The sequence below is a fragment of the Streptomyces sp. NPDC014882 genome (assembly GCF_043081325.1).
GTDB lineage: Bacteria > Actinomycetota > Actinomycetes > Streptomycetales > Streptomycetaceae > Streptomyces.
In genome coordinates this window covers 74,388-89,759 of sequence record NZ_JBIBWL010000014.1, presented here as the reverse complement: position 1 = coordinate 89,759, position 15,372 = coordinate 74,388, and the positions used below count along the sequence as shown (strand labels likewise).

The following is a 15,372-nucleotide window of genomic DNA, read 5'->3' as shown; positions in this document are numbered from 1 at the left end:
GCATCACACGAAGGAGATGCTCATGACCACCTCGACCCCCGAAGTCGACCTGTACAGCCTGGAACTCACCGATGACCCGGAGGTCCAGAACGACGTCTTCCTGAAGATCTTCAACTCCGGGGACGGCGCCGCCTTCGACAACCTCTACCTCGACGACGCCATCTCCAACCTGACGGGCGGCCCGCTGACCGGTGAGGCCCGCACCAAGGGCATCATCGAACTGCTGGCCAAGGGCCCGACGCTGAAGTCCGTCGTCAAGCACTCCTACACCGCCGACGACGTCACGCTCATCGTGGTCGACTTCGAGCTGGGGCTGCCCAACGAGGACGGCGAGCTGGTCCAGGTCAAGGGCAGCTGCACCGACGTCATCCGCCGGACCGAGGACGGCAAGTGGATGATGGCGGTGGACCGTCCGGTCGCCGACATCAGCGTCTGAACCGTCTGACCCGTCCGACCCGCACCGCACGCGGCACCGACGGACGAGGCCGGGTTCCCCCCAGGGGAGCCCGGCCTCTTCGTTGTGTGCCGCGCGGTGGCGGTCGGTTGGGTCAGTCGCGCGGTTCCTCGCCGAACGGGTCGTCGACGGCGTACAGCCACGAGCCGTCCGCCTGCTTGCGCAGGACGTCCAGGCCGACGCCGCGCAGGCGCTCGCGGCCCTCGCCGCTCGCCGTGTTGATCTCCATGGTCCAGTCCACGACCAGCAGGGCCGTGTCGCCGGTGACGTACGCCTCCCGCAGGTCGGTCTCGATGTGCGGCCGCATGGTGGCGAGGAATTCGGTGATGGCGGCCCGGCGGTCCGCGCCGCTCACCGGATTGCCCTTCTCCCAGGCGATGATGCCGGCTTCGGTGTAGTGGGCATTGACGCGCTCCGCGTCGCCCGAGTTGAAGGCGGCGACGTAACTCTCGAGGTGTGCCTCGAGCTCCTTGGGGAGCTCGACGGCCGTGGCGGTGTTCGACATTCTTCTGTCCTCCGGAAAATGAGGATGGAAAGAGCGATGAGGGTGACAACTACGCCGAAAAGCTATCCGCAGGACGGAAACCGGGGGCTCACCGAGGGGTAACACCGCCCTCCGGAACGCGGCGCCACCCCTCCGATTACCGGGCCGTGGTCACACGCTGGATCTTCGGAAGACCCCTGCTGCATAACGTCGTTGCAGGCCGCGCCGAGCCGTCCGGGCTCCGAATGCGCAGGCGGACGTCTTGGACCGTTGCGATACGCAGAACGGAAAGGGCACCCGACAGTGACGACCAGCGAGCACGACACCCACGCAGAACCCACCCGGGAGGGCGGCGCGACCGGGGAGCGGGCGGAGCCCATTGCTGTCATCGGCATGTCCTGCCGGCTTCCGGGCGCGGACTCCCCCGCCGCGTTCTGGGACCTTCTCAGCCGCGGCGCCGACGCCATCACCCCGGTTCCGGAGGGGCGTTGGGGCCCGGACGGACGTTCGCTGGGCGCCGGGCGCGGCGGCTTCCTCGACGCCGTCGACGCGTTCGACGCGCCGTTCTTCGGGATCTCCCCGCGTGAGGCGGCGGCCATGGACCCGCAGCAGCGGCTCGTGCTGGAGCTGGCCTGGGAGGCGCTGGAGGACGCCGGCGTCGTCCCCGCCTCGCTGCGCGGCAGCAGGACGGCCGTGTTCGTCGGCGCCCTGCGCGACGACTACACGAGCCTGCTGTACCTGCACGGCGCCGAGGCCGTCACCCAGCACACCATGACCGGTGTCAACCGCGGTGTCATCGCCAACCGGGTCTCGTACCACCTGGGTCTGCACGGGCCGAGCCTGACCGTGGACTCCGCCCAGTCGTCCTCCCTGGTGGCGGTCCACCTGGCCTGCGAGAGCCTGCGCGCCGGCGAGGCCGACGGCGCGCTGGTGGCGGGCGTGAACCTCAACCTGCTCGCGGAGAACGTTGTCACCGAGTCCCGCTTCGGGGCGCTGTCGCCGGACGGGACCACCTACGCCTTCGACGCCCGTGCCAACGGCTTCGTGCCGGGCGAGGGCGGCGGCATGGTGTTCCTCAAGCCGCTGGACCGGGCGCTGGCCGACGGGGACCGGATCTACGGCGTCGTCCGCTCCAGCGCCGTCAACAGCGACGGCGCCACCGACGGGCTCACCGTGCCGAGCCCGGCCGCCCAGGAGGCGGTGCTGCGCGAGGCGTACGAGCGCGCCGGGATCGCCCCCGGCGAGGTGCAGTACGTCGAACTGCACGGCACCGGCACGCCCGTCGGCGACCCGCTGGAGGCCGCCGCGCTCGGTGCCGCGCTCGGCCGCGGCCGCACCGCCCGCACCGCCCTGCGGGTCGGCTCCGTGAAGACCAACATCGGCCACCTCGAAGGCGCCGCGGGCATCGCCGGCCTGATCAAGACGCTGCTCAGCCTGCACCACCGCAGGATCCCGGCCAGCCTGAACTTCGAGACGCCCAACCCGCGGATCGTGCCGGACGAGCTCGGGATCGCCGTGCAGCGCGAGTCCTCGGCCTGGCCGGACGAGGACCGGACGCTGATCGCCGGCGTCAGCTCCTTCGGCATGGGCGGCACCAACGCCCACGTCGTCGTCTCCGAGGCCCCCGCCGAGCCCGCCGACGTCACCGGGGCCCCCGCCGGGTCCGCCGATGTCGCGGACTCCGGCGCCCCGGCGGCCGCCGTCCCGCTGCCGTGGATCGTCACCGGCCACGACGAGGACGCGCTGCGGGCCCAGGCCGCGAAGCTGCGGGCCTTCGCCGCCGGGCGTCCCGGTCAGCCGGCCGAGGACACCGGCCGGGCGCTGGCCACCACCCGCGCCTTCCTGGGCCACCGCGCCGTCGTCGTCGCCGACGGCCGCGACGCGCTGCTCGCCGGCCTGGACGCGCTCGCCGCCGGCACCCCCGCCGCCTCCGTCGTCTCCGGGGCCGTCCGGCCCGGCCGCCTGGCCTTCCTCTTCACCGGCCAGGGCGCCCAGCGCACCGGCATGGGCCAGGAGCTGTACGCGGCGTTCCCGGCGTACGCCGCCGCCTTCGACGAGGTCGCGGCCCACCTGGACCCGCTGCTGCCGCGCCCGCTCGCCGAGCTGATCGCCGACGGCACGGCCCTGCACGAGACCGGCGCCACCCAGCCCGCGCTGTTCGCCGTCGAGGTCGCCCTCTTCCGCCTCGCCGAGAGCTGGGGGCTGCGGCCCGACCTGCTCGCCGGCCACTCCATCGGCGAGCTGGCCGCGGCCCACGTCGCGGGCGTGTTCTCCCTCGCCGACGCCGCGCGCCTGGTCGCCGCCCGCGCCCTGCTGATGCAGGCGCTGCCCGCGGGCGGCGCGATGACCGCCGTGGAGGCGACCGAGGCCGAGGTGCTGCCGCTCCTCGCGGACCGCGCGGGCACGCTCGCCGTCGCCGCCGTCAACGGCCCCCGCTCCGTCGTCCTGTCGGGTGACGCCGACGCGGCCGAGGAGGTGGCCGCCGTCCTGCGGGAGCGGGGCCGCCGCACGAAGCGCCTGACCGTCTCGCACGCCTTCCACTCCCCGCACATGGATCCGATGCTGGCGGAGTTCCGCGCGGTCGCGGCCTCGCTCGACTACGCGGAGCCGTTAATTCCGGTCGTCTCCACGGTCACCGGGGAGCCGGTGACCGCCGGGCAGTTCACCTCGCCCGACTACTGGGTCGAACAGGTCCGCCGCCCGGTGCGCTTCCTCGACGCCGTCCGCGCCCTGGCGGGCGCCGGTGTGCGCACCTTCCTGGAGCTGGGGCCCGAGGGCGTGCTGTCCTCCCTCGTCAAGGACTGCGTCGAGGACCGCGCCACGGGCGCCGACACCGAGGCCGACGCGGACGCCGAGGCGGGCACCGCCGGGGAGGCCGACGCCGTCGCCGCCGTACCGCTGCTGCGCGCCGGCCGCGCCGAGCCGCTGACCGCGCTGACCGCGCTGGCCACCGCGTTCACGCGGGGCGCCGAGCCCGACTGGACGGCCCTGTACGGCGGCCGGTCCGCGCGCCACGTCGAGCTGCCGACGTACGCCTTCCAGCGCCGCTCCCACTGGCCCGCCGGGGTCCGCTCGGCCGGCGCCCCGCTGCGGACGGCCGCCCCCGAGACGGCTCCCGTCCCCGAGGCGGCTCCCCCGGCCGCCGCCCCCCGCGGCGAGCTGGGCCGCCGGCTGGCCGCGCTCGGCGGGGCGGAACGCCGGCGCGCCGTCGAGGACCTGCTGCACCCCCACATCGCCGCGGTCCTGGAGTACGAGCCGGGCCACCGCGTGCCCGACCACGTCCCCTTCCGCGACCTGGGCTTCAGCTCCCTGATGGCCACCGAACTGCGCGGCACGCTCGCCCGGGCCACCGGCCTGAGGCTGCCCGGCGGCCTGCTCTTCGACCACCCGACGCCGCGGGCCCTCGCCGAGTTCGTCGAGGCCGAACTCCTCGGCGCGGCCGAGGCCGCGGAGGAGACGGCGGGGCGGACGGCGGACACCGACGGCGAGCCGATCGCCGTCGTCGCCATGGCCTGCCGCTACCCGGGCGGCGTGGCCTCGCCCGAGGACCTGTGGCGCCTCGTCGCCCGGGGCGGCGACGCCGTCACCGGGTTCCCGGCCGACCGCGGCTGGCCCGAGGACCTGTACGACCCCGACCCGGACCGGCCCGGCCACAGCTCCGTGCGCCACGGCGGGTTCCTGCACGACGCGGGCGACTTCGACGCCGCGTTCTTCGGGATCTCCCCGCGCGAGGCCCTGGCCATGGACCCGCAGCAGCGCCTGCTGCTGGAGACCGCGTGGGAGGGCGTCGAGCGCGCCGGGATCGACCCCGCGCGGCTGCGCGGCACCCGCACCGGGGTCTTCGTCGGCGCCACCGGCCTGGAGTACGGGCCGCGCATGGACGAGGCCCCCGAGTCCGTCCAGGGCGGCGTGCTGACCGGCACCACCGCCAGTGTCATGTCCGGCCGCATCGCCTACCAGCTCGGCCTGGTCGGCCCGGCGATCACGGTCGACACGGCCTGCTCCTCCTCCCTGGTCGCCCTGCACCTGGCGATCCGCTCGCTGCGCTCCGGGGAGACCGATCTCGCCCTCGCGGGCGGCGCCACCGTCATGTCCTCGCCGGGCATGTTCGTGGAGTTCTCCCGCCAGCGCGGTCTGGCCCCCGACGGCCGCTGCAAGGCCTTCTCCGACGACGCCGACGGCACCGGCTGGTCCGAGGGCGTCGGCCTGCTCATGCTCGAGCGGCTCTCCGACGCGCAGCGCAACGGCCACCCCGTCCTCGCCGTGCTGCGGGGCTCCGCCGTCAACCAGGACGGCGCCAGCAACGGTCTGACGGCCCCCAACGGCCCGTCCCAGCAGCGCGTCATCCAGCAGGCGCTGGCCGACTCCGGGCTGACCCCCGCGGACGTGGACGCCGTCGAGGCCCACGGCACCGGAACCCGCCTCGGCGACCCCATCGAGGCGGAGGCGCTGAAGGCCGTCTACGGCCCCGGACACGACAGCGAACGCCCCCTCCACCTCGGCTCGCTGAAGTCCAACCTCGGCCACACCCAGGCCGCCGCCGGCGTCGGCGGCGTCATCAAGATGGTCCAGGCGATGCGGCACGGCGTGCTGCCCAGGACGCTCCACGTGGACCGGCCGACCGCGCACGTCGACTGGTCCGACGGCACCGTCGCCCTGCTCACCGAGGAACGCCCGTGGCCCGGGGCCGGCCGTCCCCGGCGCGCCGCCGTGTCCTCCTTCGGCATCAGCGGCACCAACGCCCACCTCATCGTGGAGGAGGCCCCGGCCACCGCCCCGGCCGGGGCGGGCGGGGCCGACGGCACCGGCGAGGCCGGCGGGACGGCCGGGAAGTCCGCACGGTCCGACGGCACCGCCGCCCCCGACGGCGGACCCGCGCCCTACGTCCTGACCGCCCGCGACCCGGAGGCGCTGCGCGAGCAGGCCGCCCGCCTGGCCGCGCACGTCACCGGCACCGGCTCCACCTCCGACTCCGATTCCGACCCCGGCTCCGAACACGGCCCCGTCACCGACTCCGGCCTCGCCGACCTCGGTTTCTCGCTCGCCACCACCCGCACCGCCTTCGAGCACCGCGCCGTCGTCCTGGCCTCCGGCACCGAGGACCTGCTCGCCGGACTGGCCGGGCTCAGCGCCGGCACCGGCGCCCCGAACACCGTCACCGGCACCGCGGACGGCCCCGGCCGCACCGCGTTCCTGTTCACCGGCCAGGGCGCCCAGCGCGCCGGAGCCGGCCGCGAACTGTACGCCGCCCGGCCGGTGTTCGCCGCCGCCCTCGACGAGGTGTGCGCCGCCTTCGACGGCCTCCTGGAGGTGCCCCTGCGCGACGTGCTGTTCGGCGAGGGCGCGGGCGAGGGGCTGATCGACCGCACCGCGTACACCCAGCCGGCGCTGTTCGCCGTCGAGGCGGCCCTCTTCCGGCTGCTGGCCCACCACGGGCTGACCCCCGACCTGCTCGCCGGGCACTCGATCGGCGAACTCGCCGCCGCCCACGTCGCCGGGGTCCTCTCCCTGGAGGACGCCGCGGTCCTGGTCGCCGCGCGCGGCCGGCTCATGCAGTCCGCGCCGGCCGGCGGCGCGATGACCGCCGTCGAGGGGACCGAGGAGGAGATCGTCGCGGGGCTCGCCGGACAGGAGTCCGCCGTGTCCGTCGCCGCCGTCAACTCCCCCTCCTCCGTGGTGATATCCGGTGACGCCGAACGCGTGGAGGAGACAGCCCGCGCATGGCGGGAGGCCGGCCGCCGCACCCACCGGCTGACGGTCTCGCACGCCTTCCACTCCCCGCACATGGACGGGATCCTGGAGGAGTTCCGGGCCGTCGCGGCCGGGCTCACCTTCCACCGCCCGCGCATCCCGATCGTGTCGACGGTGACCGGCGAGATCGCCACCGCCGAGCAGCTCGCCTCGCCCGACTACTGGGCGCGGCAGATCCGCGAGACCGTCCGCTTCGCCGACGCCACCCGGCGCCTGGCGGCCGAGGGGGCCGGCGTCCTCGTCGAGGTCGGCCCGGACGCCGTGCTGACGGCGCTGGCCCGGCGCACGCTGGAGGACACCCCGGCGGCCGCGGTCACCGCCGTCCCCGTGCTGCGCGCCGGCCGCCCCGAGGCGGAGACCCTCGCCACCGCGACGGCCACGGCGTACGCCCAGGGCGCCCCGCTCGACGTCGCCTCCTTCTTCCCCGGCGGGGTCCGCACCGACCTGCCGGTCTACCCCTTCCGGCGCACCCGCTTCTGGCTGAACGCCGCGCCGCGCACCGACGCCCGCAGCCTCGGCCTCGACCCGGCCGGGCACCCGCTGCTGACCACCGCCGTGGAGTTCGCCGAGCGGGAGGACGCGCTGTTCACCAGCCGCCTCTCGCGCGCCGACCAGCCCTGGCTGGCCGACCACGCGATCGCCGGCACGGTCATCGCCCCGGGCACCGCCTTCCTCGAACTCGCCGTCGCGGCGGGCGGCCACGTCGGCGCCCCGCACCTGGCGGAGCTGCTGCTGGAGGCGCCGCTGCCGCTGCCCGAGCGCGGGGCCGTCCGCGTCCAGGTGGCGGTCGGCACGCCGGACCCGGACGGGCAGCGCCCGTTCACCGTCCACGCGCGCCCGGACAGCGCCGACCGCGCCCTGCCGTGGACCCGGCACGCCACCGGCCTGCTCGCCCCGGCCGGCGCGGCGCCCGCCGCCGACGCGGACCTCGTCTCCTGGCCCCCGGCCGGCGCCACCGCCGAGAGCCTCGACGACGTCTACGACCGCCTGGCCGCGCTCGGCTACGACTACGGCCCTGCCTTCCGCGCCCTGCGTGCCGTGTGGCGGCGCGGCACCGACGTCTTCGCCGAGGTGAGCCTGTCCGAGGCGCAGGCCGGCGGCGCCGCCGCGTACGGGCTGCACCCCGCGCTGCTCGACGCCGTACTGCACCCGCTGGTGCTCGACGCGGGCGCGGGGACGGACCCGGCGGACATCCGGCTGCCGTTCGCCTGGAACGACGTCACCCTGCACGCGGCGGGCGCCGCCGAACTGCGCGCCCGGATCTCGCCCGCCGGCCCCGGTCGCGCCGTCCTCACCGTCGCCGACGGCACCGGCGCCCCGGTCGCCGACCTGGACCTCGCCCTGCGCGCCGTCCCCCGGGACCGGCTCGCGGCGGCGTCGCCCACCGGCGCCGGCTCGCTGTTCAGCGTGGAGTGGAGCGAACTGCCCGCGCCCGCGCCGGACACCTCCCTGGTCTGGTCCGAGGCCGTCGCCTCCGAGGACGCGACCGGCTCGGACGGCTCGACCGGCTCCGGCGGCTCGACCGGTTCCGAGGACTTCCTCGCCTCCGTGGAGCCGGCCGACGTGGTCCTCCTGCGGGTGCCCGCTTTCCCGGACGCCGCGGGCGATCCGCGACCCGCCGCCCGCGGGGTGCTGCGCTTCGTCCAGCGGTGGCTGGCCGACGAGCGGTTCGCCGGCTCGCGGCTCGCCGTGGTGACCCGGCACGCCGTCGCCGCACGGCCCGCCGACGACGTGGACCTCGCGGGCGCGCCCGTGTGGGGCCTGATCCGCTCGGCGCAGTCCGAGCACCCCGGCCGCATCGTCCTCATCGACCTCGACGACGACCCGGCGGCGGACTCCCTGCTGCCTGCCGCGCTCGCCGCCGAGGAGCCGCAGCTGGCCGTGCGCGACGGCCGGCTGCACGCGCCCCGGCTCGCCCGCACCCCCCGGGCGGCCGGGGCGCCCACCCCCCGCTTCACCCCGGACGGCACGGTCCTCGTCACCGGCGGCACCGGTGGGCTCGGCGCCCTGTTCGCCCGCCATCTGGTGACCGCGCACGGCGTACGGCACCTGCTGCTGAGCAGCCGCAGGGGTCCCGACGCGCCCGGCGCCGCCGAGCTGGCCGGGGAGCTGACCGCGCTCGGCGCGCAGGTGACCGTCGCCGCCGCCGACGTCGGCGACCGGGACGCCGTCGCGGCCCTGCTCGCCTCGGTCCCGGCCGCGCACCCGCTGACCGCCGTCGTGCACACGGCCGGCGTCCTGGACGACGCGACCCTGGAGTCGCTGACCGAGGCACGGCTGGACGCCGTCCTGCGGCCGAAGGCCGACGCCGCCCGCCACCTCCACGAGCTGACCCGCGGCCTGGACCTGACGGCCTTCATGCTGTTCTCGTCGGTGTCCGGTCTCACCGGCACCGCGGGCCAGGCCAACTACGCGGCGGCCAACACCTACCTGGACGCGCTCGCCCAGCACCGCGCCGCGCGCGGCCTGCCCGCCACCTCGCTGGCCTGGGGCCTGTGGGACGGCACGCACGGCATGGGGGCGTCCCTCACCGACGCCGACCTCGCCCGCTGGGCGCGCGCCGGCATGACCCCGCTCACCCCGGAGGAGGGCCTCGCGCTCTTCGACCTGGCGCTGGCCGGCGACGAGCCGCTGCTGGCGCCCGTGGCCCTGGACCCGGGCAGGCTCGCGGCCGACGAGACGGCACCGGTCCCGGCGCTGTACCGCGGCCTGGTGCGCCCGCGGCCGCGGCGGGCCGCGCGGGCCGGCGCGCCCGGCGGCTCCGGCTCCGGCTCGGGCTCCGGCTCCGAGTGGGCGCGGCAGATCGCCGGCCTGCCGGAGAGCAAGCGGGGCGACGCCGTGCTGACGCTGGTGCGGACCGTCGTGGCCGCGGTGCTCGGCCACCCGGGCGCCTCGGCCGTGGATCCGGCCCGGGCGTTCAACGACCTCGGTTTCGACTCGATGGCCGGCGTCGACCTGCGCAACCGGCTCACCGCCGCCACCGGCCTGCGGCTGCCCTCCACGGCGGTCTTCGACCACCCGACCCCGAGCGCGCTCGCCGCCTACCTGCTGGCCGAGGCCGAGGCCGCCCAAGCCCCCCGGGGCCAGGACCCGGACCGCAATCAGGGCCAGGACCGGAACCGGCGCGGACGCGCCGGGGCCCACGCCGACGACCCGATCGCGATCGTCGGCATGGCCTGCCGCTACCCCGGCGGTGTGTCCTCCCCCGAGGACCTGTGGGACCTGGTGGCGAACGGCGTCGACGCCGTCAGCGAGTTCCCCTCCAACCGCGGCTGGGACATCGAGAAGCTCTACGACCCGGACCCCGACCGGCCGGGCACGTCGTACGTCCGCGAGGGCGGCTTCCTGCACGACGCCGACCTGTTCGACCGCGAGTTCTTCGGCATGTCACCGCGCGAGGCGACCGCGACCGACCCGCAGCAGCGCCTGCTGCTGGAGACCGCCTGGGAGACCTTCGAGAACGCGGGCATCGATCCGGCCGCCCTGCGCGGCAGCGAGACCGGCGTGTTCACCGGCGCCATGTACGACGACTACGCCTCGCGCCTGGAGGGCACCCCGGAGGAGTTCGAGGGCTTCCTGCTCGCGGGCAACCTCTCCAGCGTCCTCTCCGGCCGCCTGTCGTACACGTACGGTCTGGAGGGCCCGGCCGTCACGGTCGACACGGCGTGCTCCTCCTCCCTCGTCGCCATGCACATGGCCGTCAACGCGCTGCGCAACGGCGAGTGCGACCTCGCGCTCGCGGGCGGCGTCACGGTCATGAACAGCCCCCACACGTTCGTGGAGTTCTCCCGCCAGCGGGGCCTGTCCCCCGACGGCCGGTGCAAGTCCTTCTCCGACGACGCCGACGGCACCGGCTGGTCCGAGGGCGTCGGCCTGCTGCTCGTGGAACGCCTCTCCGACGCCCGCAGGAACGGCCACCAGGTCCTCGCCGTGATCCGCGGCACGGCCGTCAACCAGGACGGCGCCAGCAACGGCCTCACCGCCCCCAACGGCCCCTCCCAGGAACGCGTGATCAAGCAGGCCCTCGCCAACGCCGGCCTGACCCCCGACGACGTGGACGCCGTCGAGGCCCACGGCACCGGCACCCGCCTCGGCGACCCCATCGAGGCCCAGGCCCTCCTCGCCACCTACGGCCGCGACCGCACCACCGACAAACCCCTCTACCTCGGCTCCCTCAAGTCCAACATCGGCCACTCGCAGGCGGCCGCCGGTGTCGGCGGCGTCATCAAGATGATCGAGGCCATGCGGCACGAGACACTGCCGCCGACCCTGCACGCCGACACACCCTCCAGCCACGTCGACTGGGACGCCGGCGCCGTCGAACTCCTCACCGAAGCACGGGAATGGCCCGCCACCGACGACCGGCCGCGCCGCGCGGGCATCTCCTCCTTCGGCATCAGCGGCACCAACGCCCACGTCCTCATCGAGGAACCCCCGGCCGAGCCGCGCCCGGCCAGAAGGTCCGGTGCGTCCGGTGCGTCCGGTGCGAGCGGTGCGTCCCTGCGTGTCCTGCCGTGGATCATTACCGGCAGGACGGAGAAGTCGCTGCGCGACCAGGCCGAGCGCCTGCGCCGGTTCGTCGAGGCCCGGCCCGGGCTGGAGGCGGCCGACGTCGCGTACTCGCTGGCCACGGGACGCGCCCTGCTCGACCGGGGTGTCGCCGTCCTGGGCGACAGCCGCGAGGCGCTCCTCGAGGGCCTGGCCGCGTTCGCCGGTTCGGCCGACGGCCGGCAGGTCCCCGGCGTGGTCGGCGCCGGTACCGCCCGCCCCGGCAGGACCGCCTTCCTGTTCACCGGTCAGGGTGCCCAACGGCTCGGCATGGGCCGCGAGTTGTACGAGACCAACCCGGTGTTCGCCGAGGCGCTGGACCGGGTCTGCGCGCATCTCGACCCGGAGCTGGTCCGTCCGGTGAAGGGCGTGATCTTCGCCCCGGAGACGTCCGCCGACGCCGCGCTGATCGACCAGACGGTCTTCACCCAGGCCGCGCTGTTCGCCGTCGAGGTCGCCCTGTACCGCCTCTTCGAGCACTACGGCGTGCGGCCGGACTACCTGCTCGGCCACTCCCTCGGCGAGGTCACGGCGGCCCACCTGGCCGGCGTCCTCGACCTCGCCGACGCCTGTGTCCTGGTCGCCGAGCGCGGGCGGCTGATGCAGGCCGCCCGCGAGGGCGGTGCGATGGCCTCGATCCAGGCCGCGGAGGACGAGGTCCGCGCCTCCCTGCTGCCGTACGGCGAGGAGCGGGTCTCCGTCGCCGCCGTCAACGGGCCGCGCGCCACCGTCGTCTCCGGCGACGAGGACGCCGTCACCGAGATCATGGAGGGCTGGCGGGCCAAGGGCGCCAGGGTCAGGCTCCTGGCCGTCTCGCACGCCTTCCACTCCCCGCACATGGAGGAGATCCTCGACGAGTTCCGCGACATCATCTCGGACCTGACCTTCAGGGCCCCCGTGATCCCGGTCGTCTCCAACGTGACCGGTGTCCTCGCCACCGACGAGGAACTGACGTCACCGGACTACTGGGTCCGCCACATCCGCGGCACCGTCCGGTTCCACGACGGTGTGCGGTTCCTGGAGTCGGAGGGTGTCACCGAGTACCTGGAGCTGGGGCCCGACGGCGTCCTGACCGCGCTCGCGGCGGGGTGCCTCACCGAGGAGGCCGGGGTGCTCGTCCCGGCACTGCGACGCGGACGGCCCGAGGCGGAGTCCGTGGCGGCGGCACTGGCCCTGCTGCGGCTGCGCGGCGCCGGTCCCGACTGGACCAGGGTCCTCCCCGGCGCCCGCAGGGTCGACCTCCCCACGTACGCCTTCCAGCGCGAGCGGTACTGGCTGGCCGGCTCGGGCGCCCCGCTGGACGCCGCGGGCCTCGGCCTGGCCTCCGCGCAGCACCCGCTGCTCGGTGCGGCCGTGGGCCTGGCCGACCGGGACACCCATGTCTTCACCGGACGGGTGTCGTCGCACACCCACGGCTGGCTGGCCGAGCACGCCGTCGACGGCACGGTCCTGCTGCCCGCCACCGCCCTGGTGGAGATGGCGCTGCGCGCCGGCGAACAGACCGGCACCGAGGCACTCGACGAACTGCTGCTGTCGGCGCCGTTGGTGCTGCCTGCGCGGGGCGGGACGCAGGTGCAGGTCGTGGTCGGTGAGGCCGACGGCGCCGGGCACCGCGGGGTGGAGGTGTACGCGCGCCCCGAGCCCGACGGGCCGGACGCGGACGCCGGAGACCTCGGCGATGCCGGTGAGGCCGGTGCGGGGTCGTGGACGCTGCACGCCCGGGGCCGGCTGGTCCCGTCGGACGCGTCGGCGGGTGAGGCGTTGTCGGTGTGGCCTCCGGCGGGTGCGCGGGAGGTGTCGCTGGAGGGCGCCTACGCGCGTCTGGAGGAGCTCGGTTACTCCTACGGTCCCGTGTTCCAGGGCCTGCGGCGGGCCTGGCGGGGCGAGGGCGAGGGCGAGATCTTCGCCGAGGTCGTCCTGCCGGAAGGCCAGGGAGCCGAGGCGGGACAGTACCTGCTGCACCCCGCCCTGCTGGACGCCGCCCTGCACACCCTCCTGCCCGGCGTGGTGGACGAGGCGGGCCGGGCCCGGCTGCCCTTCGCGTGGTCGGGTGTCACCCTCCACGCGGTGGGGGCGGGCGCGCTGCGCGTCCGCCTGACCGTGTCCGACCAGGAGTCCGAGACCCTGGAGGCGTCGCTGGCGGTGGCGGACGGGACCGGTGCCCCGGTGGCGACCGTCGAGGGCCTGACCCTGCGCCCGCTGTCGGCGGAGGCACTGCGCGCGGCGGCCGCCCCGAACGGCCCGGACGGACTGTTCGCCGTCCGCTGGAAGCCCGTGTCCCAGGGGGCTACGGCCCCGGCCCCGGTCGAGGCCGAGGTGATGGAGGTGGTGTCGGAGGGGCGCTCCGCGCCCGAGGTGCTGCGCGACGCCCTGCGCGGCGTCCAGGACTTCCTGATCGACGAGAGCAGGGCGGACCGCACGCTGGTCGTGGTGACCCGCGGCGCCGTCGCCCTGGACGGCGAGGAGATCGCCGACCTCCCGGCGTCCGGCGTCACCGGACTGGTACGGGTGGCCCAGACCGAGCACCCCGGCCGCATCGTCCTGGCCGACGTCGAACCGGACGCCGACGTGGACACCGCCCTGATCCTCGCCACCGGCGAACCCCAGCTGGCGGTACGCGCCGGGACGGCCCACGTGCCCCGCCTGAGCCGGGCCACCGGTGAGGGCGGTGAGCAGGCAGTGCGCTGGGACGAGGGCACGGTCCTCGTCACGGGCGCCACCGGCACCCTGGGCACGGTCCTGGCCCGCCACCTGGTCACCACCCACGGAGCGCGCCACCTGCTCCTGGTCTCCCGACGCGGCCCGGACGCCCCCGGCGCCACCGACCTCCGGGAAGAACTGCGCGCCCTGGGCGCCGAGGCCACCCTCGCCGCCTGCGACGTCTCCGACAAGGAAGCGGTCGCCGAACTGCTGGCGTCCGTCCCGGCGGACCGGCCCCTGCGGGCCGTGGTCCACACGGCCGGAATCCTGGACGACACCGTCCTCACCGACCTGACCCCCGAGCGCCTGGACGCCGTGCTCGAACCGAAGACCGAAGCGGCGTGGAACCTGCACGAGGCCACCCTCGGCGACGAGCTCGACGCGTTCGTCGTGTACTCCTCGATCGCGGGTCTGATCGGCAACGCCGGCCAGGCCAACTACGCCGCCGCCAACACCTACCTCGACGCCCTCGCCCAGTACCGCACGGCCCTCGGACTGCCCGGCACCTCCCTCGCCTGGGGCCTGTGGAACCAGACCAGCACCATCAGCGGCGAACTGAACGAGACGGACCTGCGCCGTCTGGCCCGTATCGGGCTCAAGCCGCTGGCCACGGACGAGGCGATGGCGCTGTTCGACACCGCCCTGGCGGGCACCGAACCGGTCCTCGCCGTCAGCGGTCTCGACCTCGCCGCGCTGCGCAGGGCGGGTGACGGTCTGCCGCCGCTGCTGCGCGACCTGGCTCCGGCCGGCCGCCGTCGCACGGCCGCCCCGGCCGGCCGGGGCGGTGGCCGGGACGCGGGCCCCGCGCTGGCCGAACGCCTGGGCGCCCTGTCCCCGGAGGAGCGCGAGCAGGCCCTCGTCGACCTCGTGCGCGCCCAGGTCGCCGCGGTCCTCGGACACGCCGACGCCGGCGCCGTCGACGCCCACCGCGCCTTCCAGGAACTCGGCTTCGACTCGCTCACCGCCGTCGAACTGCGCAACCAGCTCAACAGCGCCACCGGACTGCGACTGCCGAGCACCCTGGTCTTCGACCACCCCAGCCCCGCCGCCCTCGCCGCGCACCTGCAACGGCAGATCAAGGTGGAGGCGGCGTCGCCCGCCGACTCGCTGGTCGAGGAGCTCGGCCGGCTCACGGCCGCCGTCCGGTCGGCGGCCGCCGATCCCGCGGCCTACGAGAGCGTCGCCGGGCAGCTGCGCGAGCTGCTGGGCGTCGCCGAGCAGGCGAGCGGCCGCACGTCCGCCGACGAGGTACTGGCGGCCGGTGACCTGGACGAGGCGAGCGACGAGGAACTGTTCGCACTTCTCGACGACCTGAACTGACCGGGCGGCCGTTCCCGGAGCCGACGAGGGGGTCGGCTCCGGGGCGGCGCCGGGGCGGTCGCCCACACCGGCGGGTCACCGCCGCGCACACCGCCGGACCGAGCACGCCCCACCG

Annotated in this window: 3 protein-coding genes; 2 read left to right on the top strand and 1 reads right to left on the bottom strand. The window is 75.7% G+C overall.

Annotated features, from left to right (window positions below; translation table 11 throughout):
- Window positions 1-22: 22 nt before the first annotated feature.
- Window positions 23-436 (top strand): YybH family protein, encoded by a 414-nt coding sequence (locus ACF09K_RS27365; RefSeq protein WP_392247631.1) that lies wholly within the window; start codon window positions 23-25, stop codon window positions 434-436.
- A gap of 112 nt (window positions 437-548) precedes the next feature.
- Here ACF09K_RS27365 and ACF09K_RS27360 read toward each other — a convergent pair whose 3' ends face one another.
- Entirely contained in the window at window positions 549-959 is a 411-nt protein-coding gene (locus ACF09K_RS27360) for a YybH family protein (protein WP_392247629.1), read from the bottom strand.
- Between the two features lie 282 nt (window positions 960-1,241).
- Here ACF09K_RS27360 and ACF09K_RS27355 point away from each other — a divergent pair, with 282 nt between their 5' ends.
- Entirely contained in the window at window positions 1,242-15,257 is a 14,016-nt protein-coding gene (locus ACF09K_RS27355) for a type I polyketide synthase (RefSeq protein WP_392247627.1), read from the top strand.
- The last annotated feature ends 115 nt before the right edge of the window (window positions 15,258-15,372 follow it).

What these genes read in the sequence shown, in the direction of transcription:
- ACF09K_RS27360 (WP_392247629.1), bottom strand. Translation starts at nt 959, where the DNA reads ATGTCGAACACCGCCACGGCCGTCGAGCTCCCCAAGGAGCTCGAGGCA.
- ACF09K_RS27365 (WP_392247631.1), top strand. Translation starts at nt 23, where the DNA reads ATGACCACCTCGACCCCCGAAGTCGACCTGTACAGCCTGGAACTCACC.